General features: G+C 57.0%; 21 protein-coding genes. 13 read left to right on the plus strand and 8 right to left on the minus strand.

The annotated features are described in order from the left end of the window. Positions 1-64: 64 nt before the first annotated feature. The 5 genes from mrcB (at position 65) to fhuB (ending at position 8,749) form a co-directional block, all read left to right on the plus strand. Positions 65-2,590 (plus strand): bifunctional glycosyl transferase/transpeptidase, encoded by a 2,526-nt coding sequence (gene mrcB / locus L362_RS00980; protein WP_008501930.1) that lies wholly within the window; start codon positions 65-67, stop codon positions 2,588-2,590. A gap of 231 nt (positions 2,591-2,821) precedes the next feature. Beyond that, positions 2,822-5,032 (plus strand): ferrichrome porin FhuA, encoded by a 2,211-nt coding sequence (fhuA, locus tag L362_RS00975; protein WP_023345452.1) that lies wholly within the window; start codon positions 2,822-2,824, stop codon positions 5,030-5,032. Positions 5,033-5,082: 50 nt separating this feature from the next. Continuing rightward, complete coding sequence (gene fhuC, locus L362_RS00970; RefSeq protein WP_008501928.1) at positions 5,083-5,880, plus strand: Fe3+-hydroxamate ABC transporter ATP-binding protein FhuC; 798 nt, start codon at positions 5,083-5,085, stop codon at positions 5,878-5,880. Beyond that, the gene (gene fhuD, locus L362_RS00965; protein WP_023345453.1) at positions 5,880-6,770 is read left to right on the plus strand and encodes a Fe(3+)-hydroxamate ABC transporter substrate-binding protein FhuD; all 891 of its coding nucleotides are present in this window, start codon (positions 5,880-5,882) and stop codon (positions 6,768-6,770) included. Before fhuC ends, fhuD begins: the two co-directional genes overlap by 1 nt. Then, positions 6,767-8,749, plus strand: a complete 1,983-nt coding sequence (gene fhuB, locus L362_RS00960) for a Fe(3+)-hydroxamate ABC transporter permease FhuB (protein ID WP_023345454.1) — start codon at positions 6,767-6,769, stop codon at positions 8,747-8,749. The genes fhuD and fhuB overlap by 4 nt, the downstream gene beginning before the upstream one ends. Before the next feature lie 84 nt (positions 8,750-8,833). On the opposite strand, the gene hemL is transcribed toward fhuB, so the two are convergent. Next, positions 8,834-10,114, minus strand: a complete 1,281-nt coding sequence (gene hemL, locus L362_RS00955; protein ID WP_008501925.1) for a glutamate-1-semialdehyde 2,1-aminomutase — start codon at positions 10,112-10,114, stop codon at positions 8,834-8,836. Positions 10,115-10,290: 176 nt separating this feature from the next. Here hemL and clcA point away from each other — a divergent pair, with 176 nt between their 5' ends. Beyond that, the gene (gene clcA, locus L362_RS00950; protein ID WP_021240492.1) at positions 10,291-11,691 is read left to right on the plus strand and encodes a H(+)/Cl(-) exchange transporter ClcA; all 1,401 of its coding nucleotides are present in this window, start codon (positions 10,291-10,293) and stop codon (positions 11,689-11,691) included. A gap of 79 nt (positions 11,692-11,770) precedes the next feature. After that, positions 11,771-12,115 carry an iron-sulfur cluster insertion protein ErpA gene (erpA, locus tag L362_RS00945; protein ID WP_008501923.1) on the plus strand — a complete coding sequence of 115 codons (345 nt, stop codon included), beginning with the start codon at positions 11,771-11,773 and terminating at the stop codon, positions 12,113-12,115. 58 nt (positions 12,116-12,173) lie between these two features. On the opposite strand, the gene L362_RS00940 is transcribed toward erpA, so the two are convergent. The 3 genes from L362_RS00940 to mtnN are packed head-to-tail and all read right to left on the minus strand — an operon-like array spanning position 12,174 to position 14,316. After that, the gene (locus L362_RS00940) at positions 12,174-12,797 is read right to left on the minus strand and encodes a TRIC cation channel family protein (protein ID WP_008501922.1); all 624 of its coding nucleotides are present in this window, start codon (positions 12,795-12,797) and stop codon (positions 12,174-12,176) included. Positions 12,798-12,824: 27 nt separating this feature from the next. Beyond that, positions 12,825-13,625 carry a vitamin B12 ABC transporter substrate-binding protein BtuF gene (gene btuF / locus L362_RS00935; protein ID WP_023345455.1) on the minus strand — a complete coding sequence of 267 codons (801 nt, stop codon included), beginning with the start codon at positions 13,623-13,625 and terminating at the stop codon, positions 12,825-12,827. Next, positions 13,618-14,316, minus strand: a complete 699-nt coding sequence (gene mtnN / locus L362_RS00930) for a 5'-methylthioadenosine/S-adenosylhomocysteine nucleosidase (RefSeq protein ID WP_023345456.1) — start codon at positions 14,314-14,316, stop codon at positions 13,618-13,620. The genes btuF and mtnN overlap by 8 nt, the downstream gene beginning before the upstream one ends. 82 nt (positions 14,317-14,398) lie before the next feature. On the opposite strand from mtnN, the gene dgt reads away from it, so the two are divergent. The 3 genes from dgt (at position 14,399) to cdaR (ending at position 18,786) form a co-directional block, all read left to right on the plus strand. Beyond that, positions 14,399-15,913, plus strand: coding sequence for a dGTPase (gene dgt, locus L362_RS00925; RefSeq protein WP_008501919.1), 1,515 nt, complete (start codon positions 14,399-14,401; stop codon positions 15,911-15,913). 131 nt (positions 15,914-16,044) lie between these two features. After that, positions 16,045-17,481 carry a serine endoprotease DegP gene (gene degP / locus L362_RS00920; protein WP_008501918.1) on the plus strand — a complete coding sequence of 479 codons (1,437 nt, stop codon included), beginning with the start codon at positions 16,045-16,047 and terminating at the stop codon, positions 17,479-17,481. A 147-nt stretch (positions 17,482-17,628) separates the two neighbouring features. Further along, entirely contained in the window at positions 17,629-18,786 is a 1,158-nt protein-coding gene (gene cdaR / locus L362_RS00915) for a DNA-binding transcriptional regulator CdaR (protein WP_008501917.1), read from the plus strand. An 89-nt stretch (positions 18,787-18,875) separates the two neighbouring features. On the opposite strand, the gene L362_RS00910 is transcribed toward cdaR, so the two are convergent. The 4 genes from L362_RS00910 to map all read right to left on the minus strand — a co-directional run bounded on the left by L362_RS00910 (position 18,876) and on the right by map (position 23,766). Beyond that, positions 18,876-19,265: a DUF3461 family protein gene (locus L362_RS00910; RefSeq protein ID WP_008501916.1), complete on the minus strand. Its 390-nt coding sequence runs from the start codon at positions 19,263-19,265 to the stop codon at positions 18,876-18,878. A gap of 111 nt (positions 19,266-19,376) precedes the next feature. Continuing rightward, the gene (dapD, locus tag L362_RS00905; protein ID WP_023345457.1) at positions 19,377-20,201 is read right to left on the minus strand and encodes a 2,3,4,5-tetrahydropyridine-2,6-dicarboxylate N-succinyltransferase; all 825 of its coding nucleotides are present in this window, start codon (positions 20,199-20,201) and stop codon (positions 19,377-19,379) included. A 32-nt stretch (positions 20,202-20,233) separates the two neighbouring features. Then, on the minus strand, positions 20,234-22,909 hold the full coding sequence (gene glnD, locus L362_RS00900) for a bifunctional uridylyltransferase/uridylyl-removing protein GlnD (protein ID WP_023345458.1): 2,676 nt from the start codon (positions 22,907-22,909) through the stop codon (positions 20,234-20,236). Positions 22,910-22,971: 62 nt separating this feature from the next. After that, on the minus strand, positions 22,972-23,766 hold the full coding sequence (gene map, locus L362_RS00895) for a type I methionyl aminopeptidase (RefSeq protein ID WP_008501913.1): 795 nt from the start codon (positions 23,764-23,766) through the stop codon (positions 22,972-22,974). Positions 23,767-24,087: 321 nt separating this feature from the next. On the opposite strand from map, the gene rpsB reads away from it, so the two are divergent. The 3 genes from rpsB (at position 24,088) to pyrH (ending at position 26,658) form a co-directional block, all read left to right on the plus strand. Continuing rightward, complete coding sequence (gene rpsB / locus L362_RS00890; protein ID WP_003856207.1) at positions 24,088-24,813, plus strand: 30S ribosomal protein S2; 726 nt, start codon at positions 24,088-24,090, stop codon at positions 24,811-24,813. Between the two features lie 117 nt (positions 24,814-24,930). Further along, positions 24,931-25,782, plus strand: a complete 852-nt coding sequence (gene tsf, locus L362_RS00885; RefSeq protein ID WP_014830708.1) for a translation elongation factor Ts — start codon at positions 24,931-24,933, stop codon at positions 25,780-25,782. Positions 25,783-25,932: 150 nt separating this feature from the next. Continuing rightward, positions 25,933-26,658 (plus strand): UMP kinase, encoded by a 726-nt coding sequence (pyrH, locus tag L362_RS00880; RefSeq protein ID WP_008501910.1) that lies wholly within the window; start codon positions 25,933-25,935, stop codon positions 26,656-26,658. Positions 26,659-26,754: the final 96 nt, after the last annotated feature.

Genomic DNA, 26,754 nt, shown 5'->3' on the forward strand with positions numbered 1-26,754 from the left:
TTTCACAGACCGGTGGAAGAAAAGAGAATCGGGCCTTTGCGCCTGAAAGTTGCGGAGAAAAAGCATGGCGGGGAATGACCGCGAGCCAATAGGACGTAAGGGAAGACCAACGCGTCCGGCGAAAGAAAAGGTAAGCCGTCGTCGCCTCAGAGATGAGGACTATGACGATGACTATGAAGACGATGATGAGGATGAAGAACCGATGCCGCGTAAAGGGAAAGGCAAAGGGCGCAAGCCTCGGGGCAAACGCGGCTGGTTCTGGCTGCTACTGAAGCTCTTTATTGTTTTTGTTGTGCTGATGGCAATTTACGGCGTCTATCTGGATCAGAAGATCCGCAGCCGTATCGACGGTAAAGTCTGGCAGTTACCTGCGGCAGTGTATGGCCGCATGGTGAACCTTGAGCCAGATATGTCCATCACGAAAAACGAAATGGTAAAACTGCTGGAAGCCACCCAGTATCGTCAGGTGTCAAAAATGACGCGCCCTGGCGAATTCACCGTGCAGGCCAACAGCATTGAGATGATCCGCCGTCCGTTTGATTTCCCGGACAGCAAAGAGGGTCAGGTGCGCGCGCGTCTGACCTTTGACGGCGATCGTCTGGATACCATCGAGAACATGGATAACAACCGTCAGTTCGGTTTCTTCCGTCTCGATCCCCGCCTGATCACCATGCTCTCGTCGGCGAACGGCGAACAGCGTCTGTTCGTGGCGCGTAACGGCTTCCCGGATCTGCTGGTTGATACGCTGCTGGCGACCGAAGACCGTCACTTCTACGAGCACGACGGCATCAGCCTCTACTCGATTGGTCGTGCGGTGCTGGCGAACCTGACCGCGGGCCGTACCGTGCAGGGGGCAAGTACGCTGACCCAGCAGCTGGTGAAGAACCTGTTCCTCTCCAGCGAGCGCTCTTACTGGCGTAAAGCGAACGAAGCGTATATGGCCGTGCTGATGGATGCGCGCTACAGTAAGGATCGTATCCTTGAGCTGTATATGAACGAGGTGTACCTCGGTCAGAGCGGCGACAACGAAATCCGCGGCTTCCCGCTGGCGAGCCTGTACTACTTTGGTCGTCCGGTCGAAGAGCTGAGTCTGGATCAGCAGGCGCTGCTGGTGGGCATGGTGAAAGGGGCGTCCATCTATAACCCGTGGCGTAACCCGAAACTGGCCCTGGAGCGTCGTAACCTGGTGCTGCGTCTGCTGCAACAGCAGCAGGTGATTGACCAGGAGCTGTACGACATGCTGAGCGCACGTCCGCTTGGCGTGCAGCCGCGCGGTGGGGTGATCTCGCCTCAGCCTGCGTTTATGCAGCTGGTGCGTCAGGAGCTGCAGAGCAAGCTTGGCGATAAGGTGAAAGATCTCTCCGGCGTGAAGATCTTTACGACCTTTGACTCCGTGGCGCAGGATGCGGCAGAAAAAGCGGCGGTGGAAGGCATTCCGGCGCTGAAGAAACAGCGTAAGCTCTCCGATCTTGAAACCGCGATGGTGGTGGTTGACCGTAACTCCGGCGAAGTTCGTGCGATGGTGGGCGGTGCCGAGCCGCAGTTTGCTGGCTATAACCGTGCCATGCAGGCGCGTCGCTCGATCGGCTCTCTGGCAAAACCGGCAACCTATCTCACTGCCCTGAGTCAGCCAAACCAGTATCGTCTCAATACCTGGATTGCGGATGCGCCGATCTCCCTGCGCCAGCCTAACGGCCAGGTGTGGTCACCGCAGAACGACGACAAGCAGTTTAGCGGTCAGGTGATGCTGGTGGATGCGTTGACGCGCTCCATGAACGTGCCGACGGTGAACCTGGGCATGTCGCTGGGTCTGCCAGCGATTGTCGATACCTGGCAGAAGCTGGGCGTGGCGAAAGATCAGCTGCACCCGGTACCGGCGATGATCCTGGGGGCGCTCAACCTGACGCCGATCGAAGTGGCGCAGGCGTTCCAGACGATCGCCAGCGGCGGTAACCGCGCGCCGCTCTCCGCCCTGCGTTCAGTGATTGCCGAAGATGGCTCCGTGCTGTATCAGAGCTTCCCGCAGGCGGAACGTGCCGTTCCTGCGCAGGCAGCCTATATGACGCTGTGGACGATGCAGCAGGTGGTGCAGCGCGGTACCGGCCGTCAGCTGGGGGCGAAGTATCCGGGCCTGCATCTGGCGGGTAAAACCGGGACCACCAACAACAACGTTGATACCTGGTTTGCCGGTATTGATGGCCGTGAAGTGGTGATCACCTGGGTAGGCCGCGACAACAACCAGCCGACGAAACTGTACGGCGCGAGCGGGGCGATGTCGATTTACCAGCGCTATCTGGCGAATCAGTCCCCGGTGCCGCTGAACCTGGTTGCGCCGGAAGATATCGTCGATATGGGCGTGGACAGTTCCGGTAACTTCGTCTGCGGCGGCGGAATGCGTACTCTGCCAGTCTGGACAACCAACCCGGATTCCCTGTGCCAGCAAAGCCAGCCAGAACAGCCAACGGGTAACCCGTTTGAGCAGTCTTCTCAGCCACAGCAGCCGCAGCAGCAACAGCCGCAGCAGCAGAACGAGAAGAAAGACAGCGACGGTGTCGCAGGCTGGATTAAAGATATGTTCGGCGGTAACTAACCGCGTGAGGTCCCCCCGCAAGGGGGGATTTTTTTACCCATTCCCCCCCTTTTTTTAACCCTCTTTTTAATATTGATTAACCCTTCGTTCTCTCCTGGTTATTTCTTAAACCCTTAATTCTCGTAGGGCCGCTTACTGCTTGCTATGCAGTCAGCGTTTCGCCTATTATGCTGCGGTCATAATAATAATTCTCGTTTACGTTATCATTCACTTTTCCATCAGAGATACACCATGGCGCTTTCCAATACTGCTCAGCCAATCAATACGTCGCTGCGTAAAATCGCGGTCGTCGTCGCCACAGCGGTTGCCGGCATGTCGGCTTATACACATGCTGCCGAAACCCCGAAAAAAGAAGAAACCATTACGGTAACCGCAGCACCTGCGGCACAGGAAAGTGCCTGGGGACCGGCACCCACGATTGCGGCTAAACGCACCGCCACCGCAACCAAGACCGATACCCCGATTGAGAAAACCCCGCAGTCTATTTCTGTCGTCACCCGTGAAGAGATGGACATGAAGCAGCCGGGGACGGTTAAACAGGCGCTGGCCTATACGCCGAGCGTGTTCGCAACACGCGGGGCGTCTACAACGTATGACGTTGTTTCTATTCGTGGGTTCACCACCTCCAGTACCGTGAATACTAACCAGTATCTGGACGGGATGAAGCTGCAGGGAGATAACTATTCTGAAGCGTCCATGGATCCGTATTTCCTTGAGCGCGTCGAGCTGCTGCGTGGCCCAACGTCCGTTCTGTACGGTAAAAGCCACCCGGGCGGCGTGGTCAGCATGGTCAGCAAGCGCCCAACCACCGAGCCACTGAAAGAAATTCAGTTCAAAATGGGTACCGATAACCTGTGGCAGACCGGGTTTGATTTCAGCGATGCGATTGATGATGACGGCGTGTGGTCATACCGTCTGACCGGTCTGGGGCGCAGCGAAAATGCGCAGCAGGAGATGGTGAAATCTTCCCGCTACGCCATTGCACCTGCTTTCAGCTGGCGTCCTGACGATAAAACCGATTTTACTTTCCTGAGCAACTTCCAGAGCGATCCGGATGCAGGCTATTACGGCTGGCTGCCGCGGGAAGGTACCGTTGTGCCTTACTACGATGCCAACGGCAAAGCACACAAGCTGCCGACCGATTTCAACGAAGGTGAAGAAGATAACAAGATCTCCCGTCGTCAGAAAATGGTGGGTTACAGCTTCTCGCATCAGTTTGATGACACCTTTACCTTGCGTCAAAACCTGCGCTACACCAAAATCAATACGCTTTACCGTTCCGTCTACGGTAACGGCTATATTGCACCGGCTCAGATCAGCCGCGCGTATGTGCGCTCCGATGAGGACCTCAACTCGTTTACCGTTGATACTCAGCTTCAGTCCAAATTTGCGACGGGTGCAGTGGATCATACCCTGTTGACGGGCGTTGATTACCTCCGCATGCGTAATGATATTGATGCTGACTACGGCACGGCCGATCCCATCAGTATGACGAAGCCTGCGTACGGCAATCCAAATGTCGACGTTTACTACCTTTACAAAGTGCTCAACCGTCAGGAACAAACCGGCCTTTATGCGCAGGATCAGGCTGAATGGGATAAGTGGGTACTCACAATGGGTGGCCGCTATGACTTTGCGAAAACCTCAGCACTGACGCGTACAACCGGTACTACCGCGGAAATCAACGATCAGGCATTCACGTGGCGCGGCGGGATTAACTACCTGTTCGACAACGGCATCACGCCTTATTTCAGCTATAGCGAATCGTTCGAACCGATTTCGGGTACCACTCAGGGCGGCAAACCGTTCGATCCTGCACGCGGCAAGCAGTATGAAGCGGGCGTGAAGTACGTACCGAAAGATCTGCCTGTTGTGGTCACGGCTGCTGTTTATCAGTTAACCAAAAACAACAACCTGACGGCCGATCCGGCGAACCCAACCAGCGGCTTTAGCGTGCAGGGCGGTGAAATTCGCTCTCGCGGTTTCGAACTGGAAGCGAAAGCTGCCGTCTCTGCCAACGTGAACGTGACGGCTTCCTATAGCTTTACTGATGCCAAATACACCCACGATACCTGGTATGAAGGCCGTCGTCCGGCGGAAGTGCCGCGCAATATGGCGTCTCTGTGGGCAGATTACACCTTCCACGAGACGGCGTTGAGCGGTCTGACGGTAGGGGCTGGCACCCGTTACATCGGTAACACCGTGTCCTATTACTCTGCCTCGTCGCCAAAAGCCTACCAGTCATTCAACGTCGCGGGCTATGCCCTGGCGGATGCCACCGTGAAATACGATCTGGCACGCTTTGGACTTCCCGGCTCTTCTGTCGGCGTCAACGTGAACAACATCTTCGATCGCGAATACGTCTCCAGCTGCTACAGCGAATATGCCTGCTACTGGGGAGCAGGACGTCAGGTTGTTGCTACCGCGACCTTCCGCTTCTAATCTCTCTTCGGGCACGGTTCGCCGTGCCCTTTTTATTTAAGTTGGCTGATATGCAGGATAATCAAACGCAACCCGACACCACCTTTACGCTCAACCATCTCTCCTTTCGCGTACCCGGGCGCACCTTGCTGCATCCGCTCTCTTTGACGTTTCCCGCAGGTAAAGTCACTGGCCTGATTGGTCACAACGGTTCCGGTAAGTCCACGCTGCTCAAGATGCTGGGACGACATCAGCCGCCGTCAGAAGGCGACATCCTGCTGGATGACCAACCGCTGGAGAGCTGGAGCAGTAAAGCCTTTGCCCGCAAAGTGGCGTATCTGCCGCAGCAGCTGCCGCAGGCGGAGGGGATGACGGTGCGAGAGCTGGTGGCGATTGGGCGTTATCCGTGGCATGGCGCGCTTGGGCGCTTTGGCGTGGCCGACAGAGAGAAAGTGGAAGAGGCGATTGCGCTGGTCGGGCTTAAGCCGCTGGCGCACCGTCTGGTGGATAGCCTGTCCGGCGGTGAACGCCAGCGCGCGTGGATTGCAATGCTGGTGGCCCAGGACAGCCGCTGCCTGCTCCTCGACGAACCCACCTCCGCACTTGATATCGCCCATCAGGTCGATGTTCTGGCGCTGGTGCACCGCTTGAGCCAGCAGCGCGGTCTGACGGTGATTGCGGTGCTGCATGATATCAACATGGCGGCACGCTACTGCGATTACCTTGTTGCGCTGCGCGGCGGCGAAATGATTGCGCAGGGAACGCCGTCCGAGCTGATGCGCAGCGAAACGCTGGAACAGATTTATGGTATTCCGATGGGTATTCTGCCTCACCCGGCCGGGGCTGCACCGGTGAGCTTCGTGTACTGATGCTGGACAACATGCGCATTAGCCGCCGTCGCCTGCTGACGGCGATGGCCCTCTCACCGCTGCTGTTAAAAATGAATACGGCGCGTGCCGCCGCCGTCGATCCGCACCGCATAGTGGCGCTGGAGTGGTTGCCGGTCGAGCTGATGATGGCGCTCGGCGTTACGCCCTACGGCGTCGCGGACATTCCCAACTATAACCTCTGGGTGAACGAGCCGAAGCTGCCGGACTCGGTGATCGACGTCGGCCTGCGTACGGAGCCAAACCTCGAGCTGCTCACCCAGATGAAACCGTCGTTCCTCTTCTGGTCCGCGGGCTACGGTCCGTCAGAAGAGGTGATGGCGCGCATTGCGCCCGGGCGCGGATTCGCTTTCAGCGACGGTAAAAAACCGCTGGCCGTAGCGAAAAATTCGATTGGCGAGATGGCGCATTTCCTTAACCGGGAAGCGGAGGCCAAACGGCATCTCGCCGAATTTGATGCCCTGATCGACTCCCTCAAGCCGCGTTTTGCTCACCGGGGCGATCGTCCGCTGCTGATGGTGACGCTGCTGGATGCCCGCCATATGCTGGTCTTTGGTAAAAACTGCCTGTTCCAGGAGGTGCTGGACAGCTTCGGCATTCGCAACGCCTGGGAAGGGGAGATGACGTTCTGGGGCAGTACCGCTGTGGGTATCGATCGCCTCGCGGCGTTTCGCGATGTGGATGTGCTGTGCTTCGATCACGGCAACGAGCGCGACATGCAAACCCTGATGGCGACTCCGCTCTGGCAGGCGATGCCGTTTGTGCGCGAGCGGCGCTTCCAGCGCGCTCCGGCGGTCTGGTTCTACGGCGCGACGCTGTCGGCGATGCATTTTGCCCGCGTGCTGGATAACGCCCTGGGAGGTAAAGCATGAGTACGTGTATTGCCCGTTTCCCGGCGCTTCTGCTGATGCTGATTTTTCTTGCCGCGCTGGCGTTAACCGGGTTCAACCTCTCTGCCGCGTTACCGCGCGCGCAATGGGGAGCCGCGCTGGCCTCGCCGGATATCGACAATATTCAGCAGATGCTGTTCCACTACAGCCTGCTGCCGCGTCTGGCAATCTCCCTTTTAGTCGGTGCCGGTTTAGGGCTGGTGGGCGTGCTGTTCCAGCAGGTGTTACGTAACCCGCTGGCGGAGCCAACCACGCTCGGCGTCGCGACCGGCGCACAGCTTGGGATCACTATCACCACGCTGTGGGCGCTGCCGGGAGCGTTAACCTCGCAGTTTGCGGCACTCGCGGGGGCGTGCGTAGTGGGCGCACTGGTCTTTGGCGTGGCCTGGGGTAAACGCCTTTCTCCGGTAACGCTTATCCTGGCCGGGCTGGTGGTGAGCCTCTACTGTGGCGCGATTAACCAGCTGCTGGTGCTTTTCCACCACGATCGGCTGCAAAGCATGTTCCTGTGGAGTACCGGCACGCTCACCCAGACCGACTGGAGCGTTGTGCTGCGCCTGTGGCCGCAGCTGGCTGGCGGTGTCGTGCTGACGCTGCTGCTCCTGCGCCCTCTTACGCTGATGGGACTGGATGATGGCGTGGCGCGTAACCTGGGGCTGGCGCTGTCGCTGGCTCGACTGGCGGCGCTGACGCTGGCTATTGTATTGAGCGCCCTGCTGGTGAATGCGGTTGGCATCATCGGGTTTATCGGCCTGTTTGCGCCGCTGCTGGCGAAAATGCTTGGGGCGCGTCGTTTGCTGGCGCGTCTGCTGCTGGCCTCGCTGATTGGGGCGCTGATCCTCTGGCTTTCCGATCAGCTTATTCTCTGGCTGGCGCGGGTGTGGCGGGAAGTCTCTACCGGCTCGGTCACGGCGCTTATCGGTGCGCCGCTGCTGCTTTGGCTGCTGCCGCGTCTGCGCAGCATGAGCGCGCCGGCGATGGATGTGGGCGATAAAGTCCATGCTGAACGTCAGTCGGTACTGTGGTTTAGCCTTGCCGGGCTGGCGGTGCTGATTATTGCCTCGTTCGCGGCGCTCTCATTCGGTCGCGATGCCGCGGGCTGGCACTGGGCAACGGGCGATTTACTCAACGACCTGCTGCAGTGGCGCTGGCCGCGTATCTTTGCTGCGCTGATTGCAGGGGTAATGCTGGCGGTGGCGGGGTGCATTATTCAGCGTCTGACCGGCAACCCGATGGCGAGCCCGGAAGTGCTTGGGATCAGCTCTGGCGCCGCCTTTGGCGTGGTGCTGATGCTGTTCTTTGTGCCGGGCAATGCGTTTGGCTGGCTGATGCCTGCCGGCAGTCTCGGGGCGGCGGTTACGCTGCTGATTATCCTGATTGCCGCCGGTCGAGGCGGGTTTTCACCGCACCGCATGCTGCTGGCGGGGATGGCGCTCAGCACCGCGTTCACCATGCTGCTGATGATGCTGCAGGCAAGCGGCGATCCGCGTATGGCGAAGATCCTGACCTGGATATCCGGCTCAACGTACGGCGCGACCGGCAGCCAGGCGATCGGGTCCGGGATCGTGATGGTCGTGCTGCTGGCGATGGTGCCGCTGTGCCGACGCTGGCTGACTATTCTGCCGCTCGGCGGTGAAACCGCACGTGCGGTGGGAATGGCGCTGACGCCAGCGCGTGTAGCGCTGCTGCTGCTCGCCGCGTGCCTGACGGCGACGGCCACCATGACGATTGGCCCGCTGAGTTTTGTGGGGTTAATGGCGCCGCATATCGCCAGAATGATGGGGTTCCGCCGGACGATGCCGCATATTGTCATGTCGGCCCTCACGGGCGGCGTGATGCTGGTGTTTGCAGACTGGTGCGGAAGAATGGTGCTGTTCCCGTATCAGATCCCGGCGGGGCTGCTGTCGACCTTTATTGGTGCGCCGTATTTTATTTATCTGTTGAGGAAGCAGAGTCGGTAGTCAGGTGCGGCCTGATGCCCTCTCCCACGGGGAGAGGGACAACACCGTAGGCCGGGTAAGCGTTAGCGCCACCCGGCAATGCTCTTAGAGCTTCGCAAACACCTTACGCGCCGCGTCGATGGTGTTATTGATATCTTCTTCGCTGTGCGCCACGGACATAAAGCCCGCCTCGAATGCGGACGGTGCCAGGTACACGCCTTCTTCCAGCATCAGGTGGAAGAAGCGCTTGAAGCGTTCAACGTCGCACTTCACCACGTCCTGATAGCGGGTCACGGTTTTCGCCTCGGTGAAGAAAATCCCGAACATCCCGCCTACGTGGTTAACCACCAGCGGAATACCGGCCTCTTCTGCCGCTTCCAGCAGGCCGTTTGCCAGCTGCGTGGTCCGGTCGGTCAGGGTTTCGTGAATACCTGGCTGAGCCACTTCGGTCAGGCAGGCAAAGCCCGCCGCCATGGCGATAGGGTTACCGGAGAGCGTGCCCGCCTGGTAAACCGGGCCGGTTGGTGCCAGCGCTTCCATGACGTCCTTACGACCACCGAACGCGCCGACCGGCATGCCGCCGCCGATGATTTTACCCAGACAGGTGAGGTCCGGCTCCACGCCGTAATAAGACTGGGCGCCCGCCAGCGCCACGCGGAAGCCGGTCATCACTTCGTCGATGATCAGCAGCGCGCCGAACTCATCGCACAGGGCGCGCAGGCCCGGCAGGAAGTCAGGCTGCGGTGGGATACAGTTCATGTTGCCCGCAACTGGCTCAACGATGATGCAGGCGATCTCCTGCGGATACTGCTCGAACGCCGCGCGAACGGTGTTCAGATCGTTATAGGTGCAGGTCAGGGTATGCTTCGCGAAATCCGCAGGTACGCCAGGCGAGTTTGGCTGGCCGAGGGTCAGCGCGCCGGAACCGGCTTTCACCAGCAGGCAGTCCGCGTGGCCGTGGTAGCAGCCTTCGAACTTGATGATTTTATCGCGGCCGGTAAAACCGCGCGCCAGGCGGATGGCGCTCATGGTGGCTTCGGTACCGGAGTTCACCATGCGCACCATGTCCATGGTCGGAACCAGCTCGGTGACCAGTTCCGCCATCTTCACTTCCATTTCGGTAGGCGCACCGAAGCTCAGGCCGCGCTGAGCGGCTTCAATCACGGCGTTACGAATGGCCGGGTGGTTGTGCCCCAGCACCATCGGTCCCCAGGAGCCGACGTAATCGATATAGGCTTTGCCATCGACATCATACAGATACGCGCCGTCAGCACGTTCGATAAACAGCGGCGTGCCGCCCACGCCGGTAAAGGCGCGCACAGGTGAGTTCACGCCACCCGGAATAAGCTCGCGGGCTGCACTGTAGAGGTTTTCAGACTTGCTCATGGCGTCGTTCCTGGTTCGTATAAAATGATTAAGCCCACTATTCTAAGTGATTCGGGGAAGGTTATGAAATTTTTAGCCTGGTAATGCTTTAAGATTTGTTAAGTAATTTTCAGGAGACGGTGGGGCAGTCTCTGGTAAAATCCACGCGGCTTTTGTATGACGAATAAGTACAGGACATGAAATCAGATTCTCCGTCTTTTGAAGAACAACAGTTTACGCGCGCCCAGCATCGAATCAGTATTCGACGGCTGCTCAATCGCGATAAAACGCCGCTGGCGATCCTGCTGGCCGCTGCCGTGGTGGGAACGCTCGCCGGTCTGGTGGGCGTGGCGTTTGAAAAAGCGGTTAATGCCGTGCTCAACTGGCGAGTGGGAACCGTGGCCGGTTTCGCCGACAGCCGATGGCTGGTCTGGGTTGCGGCGTTCGGGCTGTCGGCGCTGTTTGCCATGGTGGGGTATTTTCTGGTGCGTAAATTCGCGCCAGAGGCGGGCGGGTCCGGCATCCCGGAAATTGAAGGGGCGCTGGAGGAGCTGCGTCCTGTGCGCTGGTGGCGAGTCATTCCGGTGAAATTTATCGGCGGCATGGGTACGCTGGGCGCGGGAATGGTGCTCGGCAGGGAAGGGCCCACGGTTCAGTTGGGCGGGAACGTCGGCCGCATGGTGGGCGATCTCTTTCGGATGCGCAGCGCCGAAGCGCGCCATACGCTGCTGGCTACCGGTGCGGCGGCGGGGCTATCGGCGGCCTTTAACGCGCCGCTGGCGGGCATTTTGTTTATCATCGAAGAGATGCGCGCGCAGTTTCGCTACAACCTGATCTCCATTAAAGCGGTGTTTACCGGCGTCATTATGTCGAGCATCGTGTTTCGCCTCTTTAATGGCGAAGGGGCGGTCATTGAGGTGGGTAAACTGACCAATGCGCCGGTTAACACCCTGTGGCTTTACCTGATCCTCGGCATGATTTTTGGCGTGGTGGGACCGCTGTTTAACACCTTTATCCTGCGCGCTCAGGATATGTTCCAGCGTATTCACGGTGGGAATACGACTAAATGGGTGCTGATGGGCGGCCTGCTTGGCGGAATCTGTGGTGTGCTCGGGTTTATCGAGCCAAATGCTGCGGGCGGCGGCTTCGGGCTGATCCCCATTGCGGCGGCGGGGAACTTCAGCGTGGGTCTGCTGCTGTTTATGTTTATCTCCCGCGTCATCACCACGGTATTGTGTTTTTCCTCCGGCGCGCCCGGCGGGATTTTCGCCCCGATGCTGGCGCTGGGAACCTTGTTGGGCACCGCGTTTGGTATGGCGGCTGAAGCGGGCTTTCCCGCCTATCACCTTGATGCAGGGACCTTTGCGGTAGCCGGAATGGGGGCGCTGCTGGCCGCCTCCCTGCGCGCGCCGTTGACCGGTATCGTGCTGGTGCTGGAGATGACGGACAATTACCAGCTCATTTTGCCAATGATCATTACCTGTCTCGGGGCGACACTATTAGCCCAGTTCCTGGGTGGAAAACCGCTATACTCCACCATCCTCGCGCGTACCCTGGCAAAACAAGAGGCGGAGCGGGCCGCCGCGCAGAATACTTGAATGAATTACCAGGGTATTAGATAATGACGAAAAGAATTGGGTGAATTTTGCCCAATAGCAGTATTCATGGGAGCATAAGATGAGTGATGACGTAGCTGTGCCGCTGGAATTTACCGAAGCAGCAGCCAACAAAGTGAAAACCCTGATTGCCGACGAAGACAATCCGGATCTGAAACTGCGTGTCTATATTACCGGTGGCGGCTGCAGCGGCTTCCAGTACGGTTTTACTTTTGACGATCAGGTTAACGATGGCGATATGACCATTGAGAAACAGGGCGTCGCGCTGGTGGTTGACCCGATGAGCCTGCAGTATCTGGTAGGTGGTTCTGTCGACTACACCGAAGGTCTGGAAGGTTCACGCTTTGTGGTCACCAACCCGAACGCAACAAGCACCTGCGGGTGTGGGTCTTCGTTCAGCATTTAAGCCTGAATGCGGATTGTAGGCCCGGTAAGCGAAGCGCCACCGGGCTTATAAACGACGCCTATCTTGAAGTTTCATCCAGCGCAAACGTCGGCAGCTTCAGGTGCCAGCGTATCGCCGCTAAACGTATCGCCAGCGTCACGATCATCCCCAGCATCGCGGCGTTTTCCAGCGGAATGGCAAAGGTGTAATACGCGGTCGCGTGGACAATGCCGCCCGCAATACAGGCCGTTGCGTAAATTTCAGTACGCAGGATCATCGGCACCTCACGTGCCAGAATGTCGCGAATGATCCCGCCGCCCACGCCGGTTAATACGCCCATGCAGATCGCCACCATCGGACCGGTGCCCGCATTAAACGCCTTATTGACGCCAATACCGACAAACACGGCCAGACCGACGGCATCCAGTACCGGCAATATCCATTTTGGTAATCGACGGGGCTGGCGAACCAGCACAATGGTTAACAGACAGGTGACCATCGCGACCACCAGGTCGGTTGGATCTTTCACCCAAAACACCGGGCCATTGGCCAGCGCCATATCGCGGATTGTCCCGCCGCCCACGGCGGTCACCACGCCCAGCACCAGCACGCCAAACGGATCCATGCGAAGTTTTCCGGCGAGCAGGACGCCGGAGATAGCAAAAACGGCTGTGCCAAGAATATCCAGCCAATAAACGAGCATCGTTAAATCCTCGAAAAGGGTCTTATGTTAGTGACTCTCTGCCAGCGCGGCACAGAGCTGTTTTGCGGCGAGGATAATACGCGGGCTGGCGCGTTCAAACCAGTCGCTGTTGAGGGGTATTACCGGTATTTTTAGCTGCTTTTGCCAGAATTGCTCGATTTTGGGAATTTCGCTCGCATTTCCGACCACCACGATGGCCTGTGGCTGGCGCGCCAGAACCTGCTCACGGCTTACCTGAGGCCACGGTACCCGGCTGACTGCAAAGATGTTTTCACCGCCACAGACTTCCAGTACCTGATTCTGAATCGACCCTTTACCGGTGGTGAACAGCGGCTGGCTGCCAAACTGCAGGAAGATGCGCTTTTTAACAGGGGTATCGTATCGGGATTTCAGCGCGGCATAGTCGCTGAGCATCTGTTTCGCTGCAGCCTCGGCTTTTTTGGGCGTAGGGCTATATGGTGCCAGGGCCTGTAGCGCCTGAGCGACCTGCTCAATGCTGACGGCATCAATCCACATGATCTTGATGCCAAGGGAGGTAAGCTGGTTAACCTGCCGCTCGGCGTTTCCGCCGCGCCAGGCCAGCACGAGATCCGGTTTCAGCGCCACGATGCGCTCAAGGTTCATCCCTTGCCAGGTTGCCACCTGTTCAATGCCCGCAGCCTGTGGGGGATAATCCGAAAAGCTGCTCACGCCAACGGGCGTGATCCCGGCGGCAAACGCCAGTTCGGTATTGGCGGGAGAGAGGGTAATCACACGCGGCGCGGCAAAAAGCCATGCCGGTGCGAGCAGAAGCAGGGCGGCCAGCGCCCTGAGGGGATGTTTAGCCACGTGCCAGGTTCTGCACCAGGCGTTCCACCATCACGGTGGACTGTTTTGCCGCAACGGTCAGGAACTCGTCGAAGCTGATGTGGGACTGCTGATCTGCCACGTCAGAGATGGCGCGAACCACTACAAACGGTACGTTGAAATTATGGCAAACGTGCGCGATCGCGGTCGCTTCCATCTCAACGGCCACCGCCTGAGGGAAGTTATGACGGATTTTCGCCAGGCCAACGGAGCCGTTGATGAACGCATCACCGCTGACAATCAGACCGCGTACCGCGTTGAGGTGGAGCTCCGCAATGCAGGTCTCTGCCGCCGCAATCAGTTTGTCGTCCGCTTTAAACCCTGCTGGGCAGCCCGGAAGCTGGCCGTACTCGTAGCCGAACGCGGTGACGTCCGCATCGTGATAGCGCGCTTCGTCGGAAACAACGATGTCACCCACTTTCAGCGTCGGCGCCAGGCCGCCCGCAGAGCCGGTATTCACGATCACGTCCGGCTTGCAGCGCTCAAGCAGCAGGGTGGCGCCCAGTGCCGCAGCGACTTTACCGATGCCTGATTTCAGCAGAGCCACGTCAACACCGTTTAGCTGACCGGTATAGATCTCACAACCTCCCAGAGAAAGGGTCTGACGGTTCTCAATTTTGTCACGCAGAAGCGTAACTTCTTCTTCCATTGCACCAATAATGCCGATTTTCATAGATTTACTCGCGATGTGCCTTGTTAAGATGCATAGTCTATCATGCGGTTAAGGGGAAACGCATTCTCACGCGGGGGAGCACATGTCACCAATCGATTTTCGCACCAAAATTAACTGGCACCGACGTTTCCGTTCGCCGCAGGGCGACAAGAGCGAACATGAGATCCTGCGTATCTTCGAAAGCGATCGCGGGCGGATCATTAACTCGCCCGCCATCCGCCGTCTGCAGCAAAAGACCCAGGTCTTTCCGCTGGAGCGTAACGCCGCGGTGCGCACGCGCTTAACCCACTCCATGGAGGTGCAGCAGGTCGGGCGCTACATCGCCAAAGAGATTTTAAGCCGTCTCAAAGAGCAGCGCTTACTGGAAACCTATGGTCTGGACGAGCTGACGGGGCCTTTTGAAAGCATCGTTGAGATGGCCTGCCTGATGCATGACATCGGCAACCCGCCTTTCGGTCACTTTGGAGAAGCGGCTATCAATGACTGGTTTAAGCAACGGCTTTACCCTTCGGATGCGGTAAGCCAGCCGCTGAGCGACGACCGCTGCATCGTACGCGATTTACGCCTGCGTGAAGGTGAAGAGGGGCTGAACGATCTGCGCCGCAAGGTGCGCCAGGACCTCTGTCACTTTGAGGGTAACGCGCAGGGGATCCGGCTGGTGCATTCCCTGATGCGTATGAACCTGACCTGGGCGCAGGTCGGCTGCATTCTTAAATATACGCGTCCCGCGTGGTGGATGGGGGAGACGCCCGCGTCCCACAGTTATTTAATGAAAAAACCGGGCTATTACCTTTCCGAAGAGGCTTATATTGAACGGTTACGTAAAGAACTTTCATTGACGCCAAACGGCCGTTTTCCATTGACCTGGATTATGGAAGCCGCCGATGATATTTCCTATTGCGTGGCCGATCTGGAAGACGCCGTTGAGAAAAGAATTTTCAGCGTCGAGGAGCTTTATCAGCATCTTTATACGGCCTGGGGCACCCATGAAAAAGGCTCGCTGTTTGCGCAGGTTGTCGAAAATGCCTGGGAAAAATCACGCTCAAATACATTAAGCCGCAGTACGGAAGACCAGTTCTTTATGTATTTGCGGGTCAATACATTAAATAAGCTGGTGCCGTACGCGGCGTCACGCTTTATTGATAATTTGCCGCTGATTTTCAGCGGGGAATTCAACCACGCCCTGCTGGAAGATGACAGCAGTTTCAGCCAGCTCCTCGAGCTTTATAAACATGTGGCGATGCGGCATGTATTCAGCCATCCGGATGTCGAACAGTTAGAGCTGCAGGGATATAGAGTGATCAGTGGGTTACTGGAAATTTATGCTCCGCTGCTCCAGCTGTCGGTCGACGAATTCAGCGAGCTGGTAGAACACGAGCGCGTGCGCCGTATTCCCATTGAATCACGACTTTATCAAAAACTTTCTACCCGACACCGTCTGGCGTATGTCGAAGCGATTGGCAAGCTGGATCGCCAGTCACCGCAGTGGCCGGTGATGGAATATTATTACCGCTGCCGTCTTATCCAGGACTATATCAGCGGCATGACGGATTTGTATGCCTGGGATGAATACCGCAAGCTGATGGCGGTGGAATAATTCCGGAGTTTTGTAAAGACGGCCAATAAATTTTTACCTTTTCCATAAACTTATCGCCGGAACTAAGCGGTATAAAACGAATCTGAGTTACACAGCAATTTTGCGTTACCTGTAAATCGAGATTGAGAAACATGAAAAAAACCACATTAGCAATGAGTGCACTGGCTCTGAGTTTAGGTTTAGCGCTGTCTCCTCTGACTGCTACTGCAGCCGAGACCGCGTCGTCGGCAGCAACCGCGCAGCAGATGCCAAGCCTGGCACCGATGCTCGAAAAAGTGATGCCATCGGTGGTGAGTATTAACGTTGAGGGTAGCACGACCGTCAATACGCCGCGCATGCCGCGTAACTTCCAGCAGTTCTTCGGCGACAACTCGCCGTTCTGCCAGGACGGTTCGCCATTCCAGAGCTCTCCGTTCTGTCAGGGCGGTGGCGCAGGGGATGACAGCCAGGGCGGCGGCCAGCAGCAGAAATTCATGGCGCTTGGCTCGGGGGTAATCATTGATGCAGCGAAAGGCTATGTCGTCACCAACAACCACGTTGTCGATAACGCGAGCAGTATTAAGGTTCAGCTGAGCGATGGCCGTAAGTTTGACGCCAAAGTGGTCGGCAAAGACCCGCGCTCCGACATCGCGCTGATCCAGATTCAGGATCCGAAAAACCTGACGGCGATTAAAATTGCCGACTCCGACGCGCTGCGCGTGGGTGACTATACCGTGGCGATCGGTAACCCGTTCGGTCTGGGTGAAACCGTGACCTCGGGTATCGTCTCTGCACTGGGCCGTAGCGGCCTCAATGCTGAGAACTATGAGAACTTCATCCAGACGGATGCGGCGATCAACCGCGGTAACTCCGGCGGCGCGCTGGTGAACCTGAACGGCGAGCTGATCGGTATCAACACCGCGATCCTGGCACCGGACGGCGGCAACATCGGGATCGGCTTTGCTATCCCAAGTAACATGGTGAAAAACCTGACCGCGCAGATGGTGCAGTATGGCCAGGTGAAACGCGGTGAGCTGGGTATCCTGGGTACGGAACTGAACTCCGAACTGGCTAAGGCAATGAAAGTTGACGCCCAGCGCGGGGCATTCGTCAGCCAGGTGATGCCGAACTCCTCTGCGGCGAAAGCGGGCATTAAAGCGGGGGATGTGATCACCTCCCTGAACGGTAAACCGATCAGCAGCTTTGCTGCCCTGCGTGCGGAAGTCGGCTCTATGCCTATCGGCAGCAAAGTGACCCTTGGTCTGCTGCGCGACGGCAAGGCGGTTAACGTCAGCCTGGAGCTGCAGCAGAGCAGCCAGAATCAGGTGGACTCCAGCACCATCTTCAGCGGGATTGAAGGTGCCGAGATGAGCAACAAAGGCGCAGATAAAGGCGTAGTGGTGAATAACGTGAAGGCGAATTCACCGGCAGCCCGTATTGGCCTGAAAAAAGGCGATGTGATCATGGGCGCTAACCAGCAGCCGGTGAAAAACATCGCTGAACTGCGTAAGATCCTCGACAGCAAACCTTCCGTGCTGGCGCTGAATATCCAGCGTGGGGACACCTCTATTTACCTGCTGATGCAGTAATCCTCTGAAGCCCCTGTTCGCAGGGGCTTTTCTCGTTTCTGTGACCTTTCACACAAGTCCACACTTCTTCCTCTCTCTTTGTGCATCTGCACAATGCGGGCGCCGCTGAACTTCCCTATGCTTGAGCTCTGCTCACGGGAGGGTTCTATGGCTGGCTGGCATCTTGATACCAAAATGGCGCAGGATATTGTGGCGCGCACCATGCGCATCATTGATACCAATATCAACGTAATGGATGCCCGCGGGCGCATTATTGGCAGTGGCGATCGCGAGCGTATTGGGGAATTGCACGAAGGCGCGCTGCTGGTGCTCTCCCAGGGGCGCGTGGTTGATATAGACGATGCGGTAGCGAAACACCTGCACGGCGTCCGTCAGGGCATCAATTTACCGCTGCGCCTTGAAGGCGAGATTGTGGGGGTCATCGGCCTCACCGGCGAGCCCGAGTCGCTGCGAAAATACGGTGAGCTGGTCTGCATGACGGCGGAGATGATGCTGGAGCAGTCGCGGCTGATGCACCTGCTGGCTCAGGACAGCCGCCTGCGCGAAGAGCTGGTGATGAACCTTATTCAGGCAGAGGAGCATACGCCTGCGCTGAGCGAGTGGGCGCAGCGTCTGGGGATCGATCTGAACCAGCCGCGCGTGGTGGCGGTCATTGAGGTCGACAGCGGCCAGCTGGGCGTAGACAGCGCGATGGCCGAGCTGCAGCAGCTGCAAAATGCACTGGCGACGCCGGAACGCGACAACCTGGTGGCGATCGTCTCTCTGACGGAGATGGTGGTGCTCAAACCGGCGCTCAATGCGTTTGGCCGCTGGGATGCGGACGATCATCGCCGTCGCGTGGAGCAGTTAATTTCCCGTATGAAAGAGAATGGTCAGCTGCGTTTTCGCGTTGCGCTGGGCAACTACTTTACCGGTCCGGGCAGTATCGCCCGCTCCTGGCGAACCGCGCGCACCACCATGATGGTGGGTAAGCAGCGAATGCCGGAAAGCCGCAGCTATTTCTATCAGGACCTGATGCTGCCGGTGCTGCTCGACAGCCTGCGCGGTGGCTGGCAGGCCAATGAGCTGGCGCGGCCACTGGCGCGCCTGAAAGCCATGGACAATAACGGCCTGCTGCGCCGGACGCTGCAGGCGTGGTTCCGTCATAACGTGCAGCCGCTGGCGACGTCAAAAGCGCTGTTTATCCACCGCAATACCCTGGAGTATCGGTTAAATCGAATTTCAGAGCTGACGGGGCTGGATCTGGGAAATTTCGACGACAGGCTGCTGCTGTATGTGGCGCTGCAGTTGGATGAACAGAGATGATGCTGTTTGCCGGGTGGCGGCTTCGCCTTACACGGCCTACATGCGTTCGTAGGCCCGGTAAGCGAAGCGCCACCGGGCAATAAAACGGCTTATTTGTTGCGGGTTAACTTCTCAAGATCCGCTTCAATCTCGCTGATCTTATTGGTAACAACGCTTTCAAGGTGACGCAGGTCGTCAAGGATCTTGCGCTTGAGATCGACTTCGGTGCGGTCGCGCTGGCAGATCTGATCGAGTTCATCGATCACATAGCGCAGGTTAGGGCTGATTTCCTGTACTTCTTTGTATCCCTGTCCTACACCGTCAGCAACAACGGTCTTACGCTGGCGTGGGTATTTAAACTTCACGCTTTTGGCGAAAAACTCTCCTTTGTCCTTGTGAAAATAGATTTTCAAAATATCGTTATTGGCTTCCTGGCGGAGGCTGTAACGATCAATTTCATCAGGATTGGTAATGCCCAGACTTTTCAGATTATCGTACATAGCGGTACCCTTGATCTCAACATAACCTTTGAATAATTAACGAAAAAATCTATTTTCGCCACCCTCAGATATAAAAAAAGCGGGGTTGCCCCCGCTTTTTGTTATACCCGATTAATCGATGGTGCGCAGCAATTCGTTGATGCCCACTTTACCGCGCGTTTTCGCATCCACTTTCTTCACGATAACCGCACAGTACAGGCTGTATTTGCCATCTTTTGACGGCAGGTTGCCGGAAACCACCACGGAGCCCGCCGGAACGCGACCGTAATGCACTTCACCGGTTTCACGGTCGTAAATACGGGTGCTCTGGCCGATGTAAACGCCCATGGAGATCACGGAACCTTCTTCCACGATCACGCCTTCCACCACTTCTGAACGCGCGCCGATGAAGCAGTTATCTTCGATGATGGTTGGGTTAGCCTGCAGTGGCTCCAGAACACCGCCGATGCCCACGCCGCCGGACAGGTGAACGTTTTTACCGATCTGTGCGCAGGAACCAACCGTTGCCCACGTATCCACCATGGTGCCTTCATCAACGTAGGCACCGATGTTAACGTAGGATGGCATCAGCACGGTGTTGCGTGCGATGAAGGCACCCTGACGCACCGCCGCAGGCGGCACCACGCGGAAACCTTCTTTCTGGAAACGCGCTTCGTCGTAGTCAGCGAACTTCATGGGCACTTTATCGAAGTAGCGGCTTTCTGCTCCGTCGATAACCTGGTTATCGTTGATGCGGAAAGAGAGCAGCACGGCTTTCTTCAGCCATTGATGAGTGACCCACTGACCGTCGATTTTTTCTGCCACGCGCAGTGCGCCGGAATCCAGCAGGGAAATCACCTGGTTTACCGCTCCACGGGTCACGGTATCCACATTTGCCGGGGTAATCTCGGCGCGACGCTCAAAAGCGGACTCAATAACGTTCTGTAACTGCTGCATTGTTTACTCTTTCCATTTCACTAAAAAACATATCACCCTTTATCGTTTGGATTGAGGGCTGCTGTCAACCGTTGTTGCACTTCAAGCTGCAGGTCATTATTAAGGGCACGCCGGTCGGCGGTGGCGATTATAAATAAATCTTCTACTCGCTCGCCAATCGTTGTAATTCGGGCCCCATGAAGCGAAATTCCCAGATCGGCAAAAACCTGGCCGACGCGGGCGAGCAGCCCTGGCTGGTCGAGCGCGATCAGCTCCAGGAACGATTTACGATCGGTGTGGGTCGGCAGGAAATTGACCTCGGTATCCACGGTAAAGTGGCGCAATTTTGCCGGCTGGCGACGCGGCTGCGGGGGCTGCCAGCTGCGCTGGGTAATCGCCTGCTCCAGACCAAAACGTATCCCTTCATGCCTGTCCGACGACAGCGGGCTGCCGTCCGGCTCCAGCACGATAAAGGTGTCCATGGCCATGCCGTCGCGGGTGGTGAAAATCTGCGCGTCATGCACGCTCAGGTTACGCCTGTCCAGCTCGGCACAGACGGCAGCAAACAGATAAGGCCGGTCCGGGCTCCAGATGAAAATCTCCGTTCCGCCGCGCGTGGCCTGCGGGCTTAGCAGGATCATCGGCTGGGACAGATCGTGCTTGAGCAGATGCCGCGCGTGCCACGCCAGCTGGTTTGGGCTGTGGCGGACAAAATAGTTGGCGCGGCAGCGGGCCCAAATCTGATGTAGCGCCTCTTCATCAATGTTATCCATCCGCAGCAGCGCCAGCGCCTGAAGCTGGTGGTGACGCACGCGCTCGCGCATGTCCGGCGTGTTCTGCATCCCGCGACGCAGCTGTTTTTCGGTAGCGAAGTACAGCTCGCGCAGCAGGCTCTGCTTCCAGCTATTCCACAGGGTTTCGTTGGTGGCGCAAATATCCGCCACCGTCAGGCAGACCAGATAGCGCAGGCGGTTTTCCGTCTGAACTTCTTCCGCGAACTGCTTAATGACTTCCGGGTCCTGAATGTCCCGACGCTGCGCGGTGACCGACATCAGCAGGTGATGGCGCACCAGCCAGGCCACCAGCTGTGTTTCACGTGAGTTCAGGCCGTGCAGTTCGGCAAATTTCAGCACGTCCTGGGCGCCCAGTACCGAGTGGTCACCGCCGCGGCCCTTGGCGATGTCGTGGAACAGGGCGGCAATCAGGATCAGTTCCGGATGGGTCAGGCGCGGCCACAGCTCGACGCACAGCGGGTGGCGGGAGCGCGTCTCTTCTTTGGCAAAGCTCTCCAGCTTGAGCATCACGCGGATGGTGTGTTCATCCACCGTGTAGGCGTGGAACAGGTCGAACTGCATTTGGCCGACAATGTGCGACCACTGCGGCATATAGGCCCACAGCACGCTGTGGCGGTGCATCGGCAGCAGCCCGCGGCTGACGGCACCCGGATGGCGGAGCATGCTCAGGAACAGCGAGCGCGCTTCCGGGATGTAACACAAAGGCTGCGTCAGATGGCGGCGCGCGTGGCGCAGATGGCGCAGGGTGGTGGAGTAGATCCCGGTGATGGTGCTGTTGCGCACCATGGTGTAGAACATCCGCAGGATCGCTTCCGGCTCGCGGATAAACAGCGTTTCGTCGCGCAGATCGATAAGCGTGCCGCGCAGCTGGAATTCATCGTCAATCGGGCGCGGCTTTTCGTCGGCAGTCAGGGCCAGAATGGCCTCGTCGAACAGCTGCAACAGCATCTGGTTCAGCTCGGTGACCCGGCGGGTGACGCGGAAGAAATCCTTCATCATCTGCTCAACCGGCTCGTTGCCTTCGCCCTGATAGTTCAGCCGCTGCGCTACGCTGAGCTGACGGTCAAACAGCAGACGGTTATCGTAGCGGGTGACCTCCAGATGCAGGGCAAAGCGGATGCGCCACAGCAGGTGCAGACACTCGTTGAGCTCGTTACGCTCCGCCTCGGTTAAAAAGCCGAAGCCAACCATCTCGTCCAGCGAGGTGGCGCCGAAATGGCGACGGGCGACCCACTGTAACGTGTGGATGTCGCGCAGGCCGCCGGGGCTGCTTTTAATGTCCGGCTCAAGGTTATAGCTGGTGCCGTGGTAGCGCTGGTGGCGCTGGTTTTGCTCCTCGACCTTCGCGGCGAAGAACTTTTCTGACGGCCAGAAGCCGTCGCTGAAGATGTGTTTTTGCAGCTCCAGGAACAGCGCGACGTCGCCAATCAGCAGACGGGTTTCAATCAGGTTGGTGGCAACGGTCAGGTCCGATAGCCCTTCCAGCAGACACTCTTCCAGGGTGCGCACGCTGTGGCCGACTTCCAGCTTCACGTCCCAGAGCAGGGTCAGAAGCTCGCCGATTTTTTGCGCCTGTTCGTCCGGCAGCTTTTTGCGGCTCAGGATCAGGAGATCGATATCGGAAAGCGGATGCAGCTCACCGCGGCCATAGCCCCCGACGGCAACCAGCGCGACGTCGCTAACCTGCCCGAAACCGTAGTCGATCCACAGACGCTGCAGGAGCTGGTCGATAAACTCGGTGCGCGCCTCAATGAGCTGCTCGGCAGACACGCCTGCATCGAACGCGCTACCCAGCCAGCGATGGAAAACATCCATATGGGCTTTAATATGCGCGCAGGTCAGTTCGTGCGGCGGCCAGACGCCCGGGTTATCGGGCTGGTCGGGGAGGGTGGGAAGGGCTGTGTTAGCATACTGTTCGGGTAAAAGATTACTCATCGTGCGCCACCCATAAGAAAAAGCTATCGCCATTAAAAAAGCCGGCATTTGCCGGCTTCTTATCACTCAATGTTCGTCAGTATCGCCGGGATGGTGTCATCCTTGCGCAACGTCATAATTTCGCAGCCGTTGTCTGTTACCACAATAGTATGCTCGTACTGGGCAGACAAGCTTCTGTCTTTGGTTTTCACCGTCCAGCCGTCTTTCATGGTGCGGATGCGGTAGTCACCGGCGTTGACCATTGGCTCGATGGTGAAGGTCATGCCCTTTTGCAGCACAACGCCGCCGTCGTCTGCATCGTAGTGCAGAACCTGCGGCTCTTCATGGAAGACGCGGCCAATACCGTGACCGCAGTATTCGCGCACCACGGAGAACCCTTCCGCTTCCACAAATTTCTGAATTGCGGCGCCGATAGTACGCAGGCGAATACCCGGCTTCACCATTTTCAGCGCCAGGTAGAGGCTGTCCTGGGTGACTTTGCACAGACGCTCGCCCAGGATGGTCGGCTTGCCAACGATGAACATTTTTGAGGTGTCACCGTGGTACTCGTCTTTAATGACGGTCACGTCGATGTTGACGATATCGCCGTCTTTCAGCAGTTTTTCATCGTCAGGAATGCCGTGGCACACCACTTCATTAATAGAGATGCAGACGGATTTCGGGAAACCGTGGTAGCCGAGGCAGGCGGAAACCGCGTGCTGCTCGTTCACGATATAGTCGTTACAGATGCGGTCCAGTTCACCCGTGCTGACGCCCGGCTTCACGAACGGCTCGATCATTTCCAGCACTTCCGCGGCCAGACGACCGGCGACGCGCATCTTTTCAATTTCTTCAGGTGTCTTAATAGAGATAGCCATGTAATCTGTCCATCGGTGTCGATTTTTTCGACAATACTAGTCTAAGTGTCGTCAATGGTATCAGTCAGGCACGCTCCGTGCCAAATTGAGAATCATTAACAGCACACTCCGCCAACAACTGTTGGTTTCTGGTCGTGTTTTGTGGTATAAAGCGCGCCGGACTTCCGATCCATCTCAGATACACAGGCTGGACGGGAGCGACAAATCTCACTTTGTGTAACAACACACACGTATCGGCACATATTCCGGGGTGCCCTTCGGGGTCGGTAATATGGGATACGTGGAGGCATAACCCCAACTTTCAATATAGAGGTTTTAAACATGGCAACTGTTTCCATGCGCGACATGCTCAAGGCTGGTGTTCACTTTGGTCACCAGACCCGTTACTGGAACCCGAAAATGAAGCCTTTCATCTTCGGCGCACGTAACAAAGTTCACATCATCAACCTTGAGAAAACTGTACCAATGTTCAACGAAGCCCTGGCTGAGCTGAACAAGATCTCTTCCCGTAAAGGTAAGATTCTGTTCGTTGGTACTAAGCGCGCTGCAAGCGAAGCTGTGAAAGATGCTGCTAACAGCTGCGACCAGTTCTTCGTGAACCATCGCTGGTTGGGCGGCATGCTGACCAACTGGAAAACTGTTCGTCAGTCCATCAAGCGCCTGAAAGATCTGGAAACCCAGTCTCAGGACGGTACTTTCGACAAGCTGACTAAGAAAGAAGCGCTGATGCGCACTCGTGAACTGGACAAGCTGGAAAACAGCCTGGGCGGTATCAAAGATATGGGCGGCCTGCCAGACGCGCTGTTCGTAATCGATGCAGACCACGAGCACATCGCTATCAAAGAAGCTAACAACCTGGGTATCCCGGTATTCGCTATCGTTGATACCAACTCCGATCCGGACGGTGTTGACTTCGTTATCCCGGGTAACGACGACGCAATCCGTGCTGTTAGCCTGTACCTGAGCGCTGTAGCTGCTACCGTTCGTGAAGGCCGTTCCCAGGATCTGGCTTCTCAGGCGGAAGAAAGCTTCGTAGAAGCTGAATAATAAGGTTTTACCCCTTATTAGTACCGTGTATGAATAGGGGCCCATTACCGGCCCCTTTTTTCAATTTACACTGTTTGGCCCCCGGCCGGGCAGTTCACATCTCCCGAGGATTTAAGAATGGCTGAAATTACCGCATCCCTGGTAAAAGAGCTGCGCGAGCGTACTGGCGCAGGCATGATGGATTGCAAAAAAGCGCTGACTGAAGCGAACGGCGACATCGAGCTGGCAATCGAAAACATGCGTAAATCCGGTGCGATCAAAGCAGCTAAAAAAGCAGGCAACGTTGCTGCTGACGGCGTGATCATCACTAAGATCGACGGCACCTACGGCATCATTCTGGAAGTTAACTGCCAGACTGACTTCGTTGCTAAAGATGGTGGTTTCCAGGCATTTGCTAACAAAGTTCTGGACGCAGCGGTTGCTGGCAAAATCACTGACGTTGAAGTTCTGAAAGCACAGTTCGAAGAAGAGCGTGTTGCGCTGGTTGCTAAAATCGGTGAGAACATCAACATCCGTCGCGTTGCTTCTCTGGAAGGCGACGTTCTGGGCTCTTACCAGCACGGTGCTCGTATCGGTGTTCTGGTTGCGGCTAAAGGCGCTGATGAAGAGCTGGTTAAACAGCTGGCAATGCACATCGCTGCAAGCAAGCCAGAATTCGTTAAGCCAGAAGACGTGTCTGCTGAAGTGGTAGAGAAAGAGTACCAGGTTCAGCTGGACATCGCGATGCAGTCTGGTAAACCAAAAGAAATCGCAGAGAAAATGGTTGAAGGCCGCATGAAGAAATTCACCGGCGAAGTTTCTCTGACTGGCCAGCCATTCGTAATGGACCCAAGCAAATCTGTTGCTCAGCTGCTGAAAGAGCACAACGCTGACGTAACTGGCTTCATCCGCTTCGAAGTGGGCGAAGGCATCGAGAAAGTTGAGACTGACTTCGCAGCAGAAGTTGCTGCAATGTCCAAGCAGTCTTAATGATTGAAAAGGAGCCGCCTGAGGGCGGCTTCTTTTTGTCACCCGTCACAGGAAATCAGACAGGCTCCAGTATCGCTGTACTGATTTGCGGCATATCATGTCGCCAGAATTAACCCCCATCTTAATCGTTGACAGTCTCAGGAAAGAAACATGGCTACCAATGCAAAACCCGTGTACAAACGCATTCTGCTTAAGCTGAGTGGCGAAGCGCTGCAGGGATCGGAAGGCTTCGGTATTGACGCAAGCATCCTTGATCGCATGGCACAGGAAATCAAAGAACTGGTCGAACTGGGCATCCAGGTTGGCGTGGTCATTGGCGGTGGCAACCTTTTCCGTGGTGCTGGTCTGGCGAAAGCGGGGATGAACCGCGTTGTGGGCGACCACATGGGTATGCTGGCAACCGTGATGAATGGCCTGGCGATGCGTGATGCGCTCCATCGCGCCTATGTGAACGCCCGCCTGATGTCCGCGATCCCCCTGAATGGCGTATGCGATAATTACAGCTGGGCAGAAGCTATCAGCCTGCTGCGCAACAACCGCGTGGTGATCCTCTCCGCCGGTACGGGTAACCCGTTCTTTACGACCGATTCCGCTGCCTGCCTGCGCGGTATCGAGATCGAAGCTGATGTGGTACTGAAAGCGACCAAAGTCGATGGCGTGTTTACTGCCGACCCGGCAAAAGATCCTTCTGCCACCATGTACGATCAGCTGAGCTACAGCGAAGTGCTGGATAAAGAGCTGAAAGTGATGGATCTTGCCGCCTTCACGCTGGCTCGCGACCACAAATTGCCAATTCGTGTCTTCAACATGAACAAACCTGGCGCACTGCGTCGCGTGGTCATGGGCGAAAAAGAAGGCACTTTGATCACGGAATAATTTCCGTTGACGATAAATACAGGTAAGATTCCGCTTTATTTTGTAGTGGTATCTTACCCGGGCGCGCCTTTGGCGTTGTCATGAATTAAACGCGAC

Origin of the sequence: Enterobacter sp. MGH 16 (assembly GCF_000493175.1) — a bacterium.
Taxonomy (GTDB): domain Bacteria; phylum Pseudomonadota; class Gammaproteobacteria; order Enterobacterales; family Enterobacteriaceae; genus Enterobacter; species Enterobacter roggenkampii.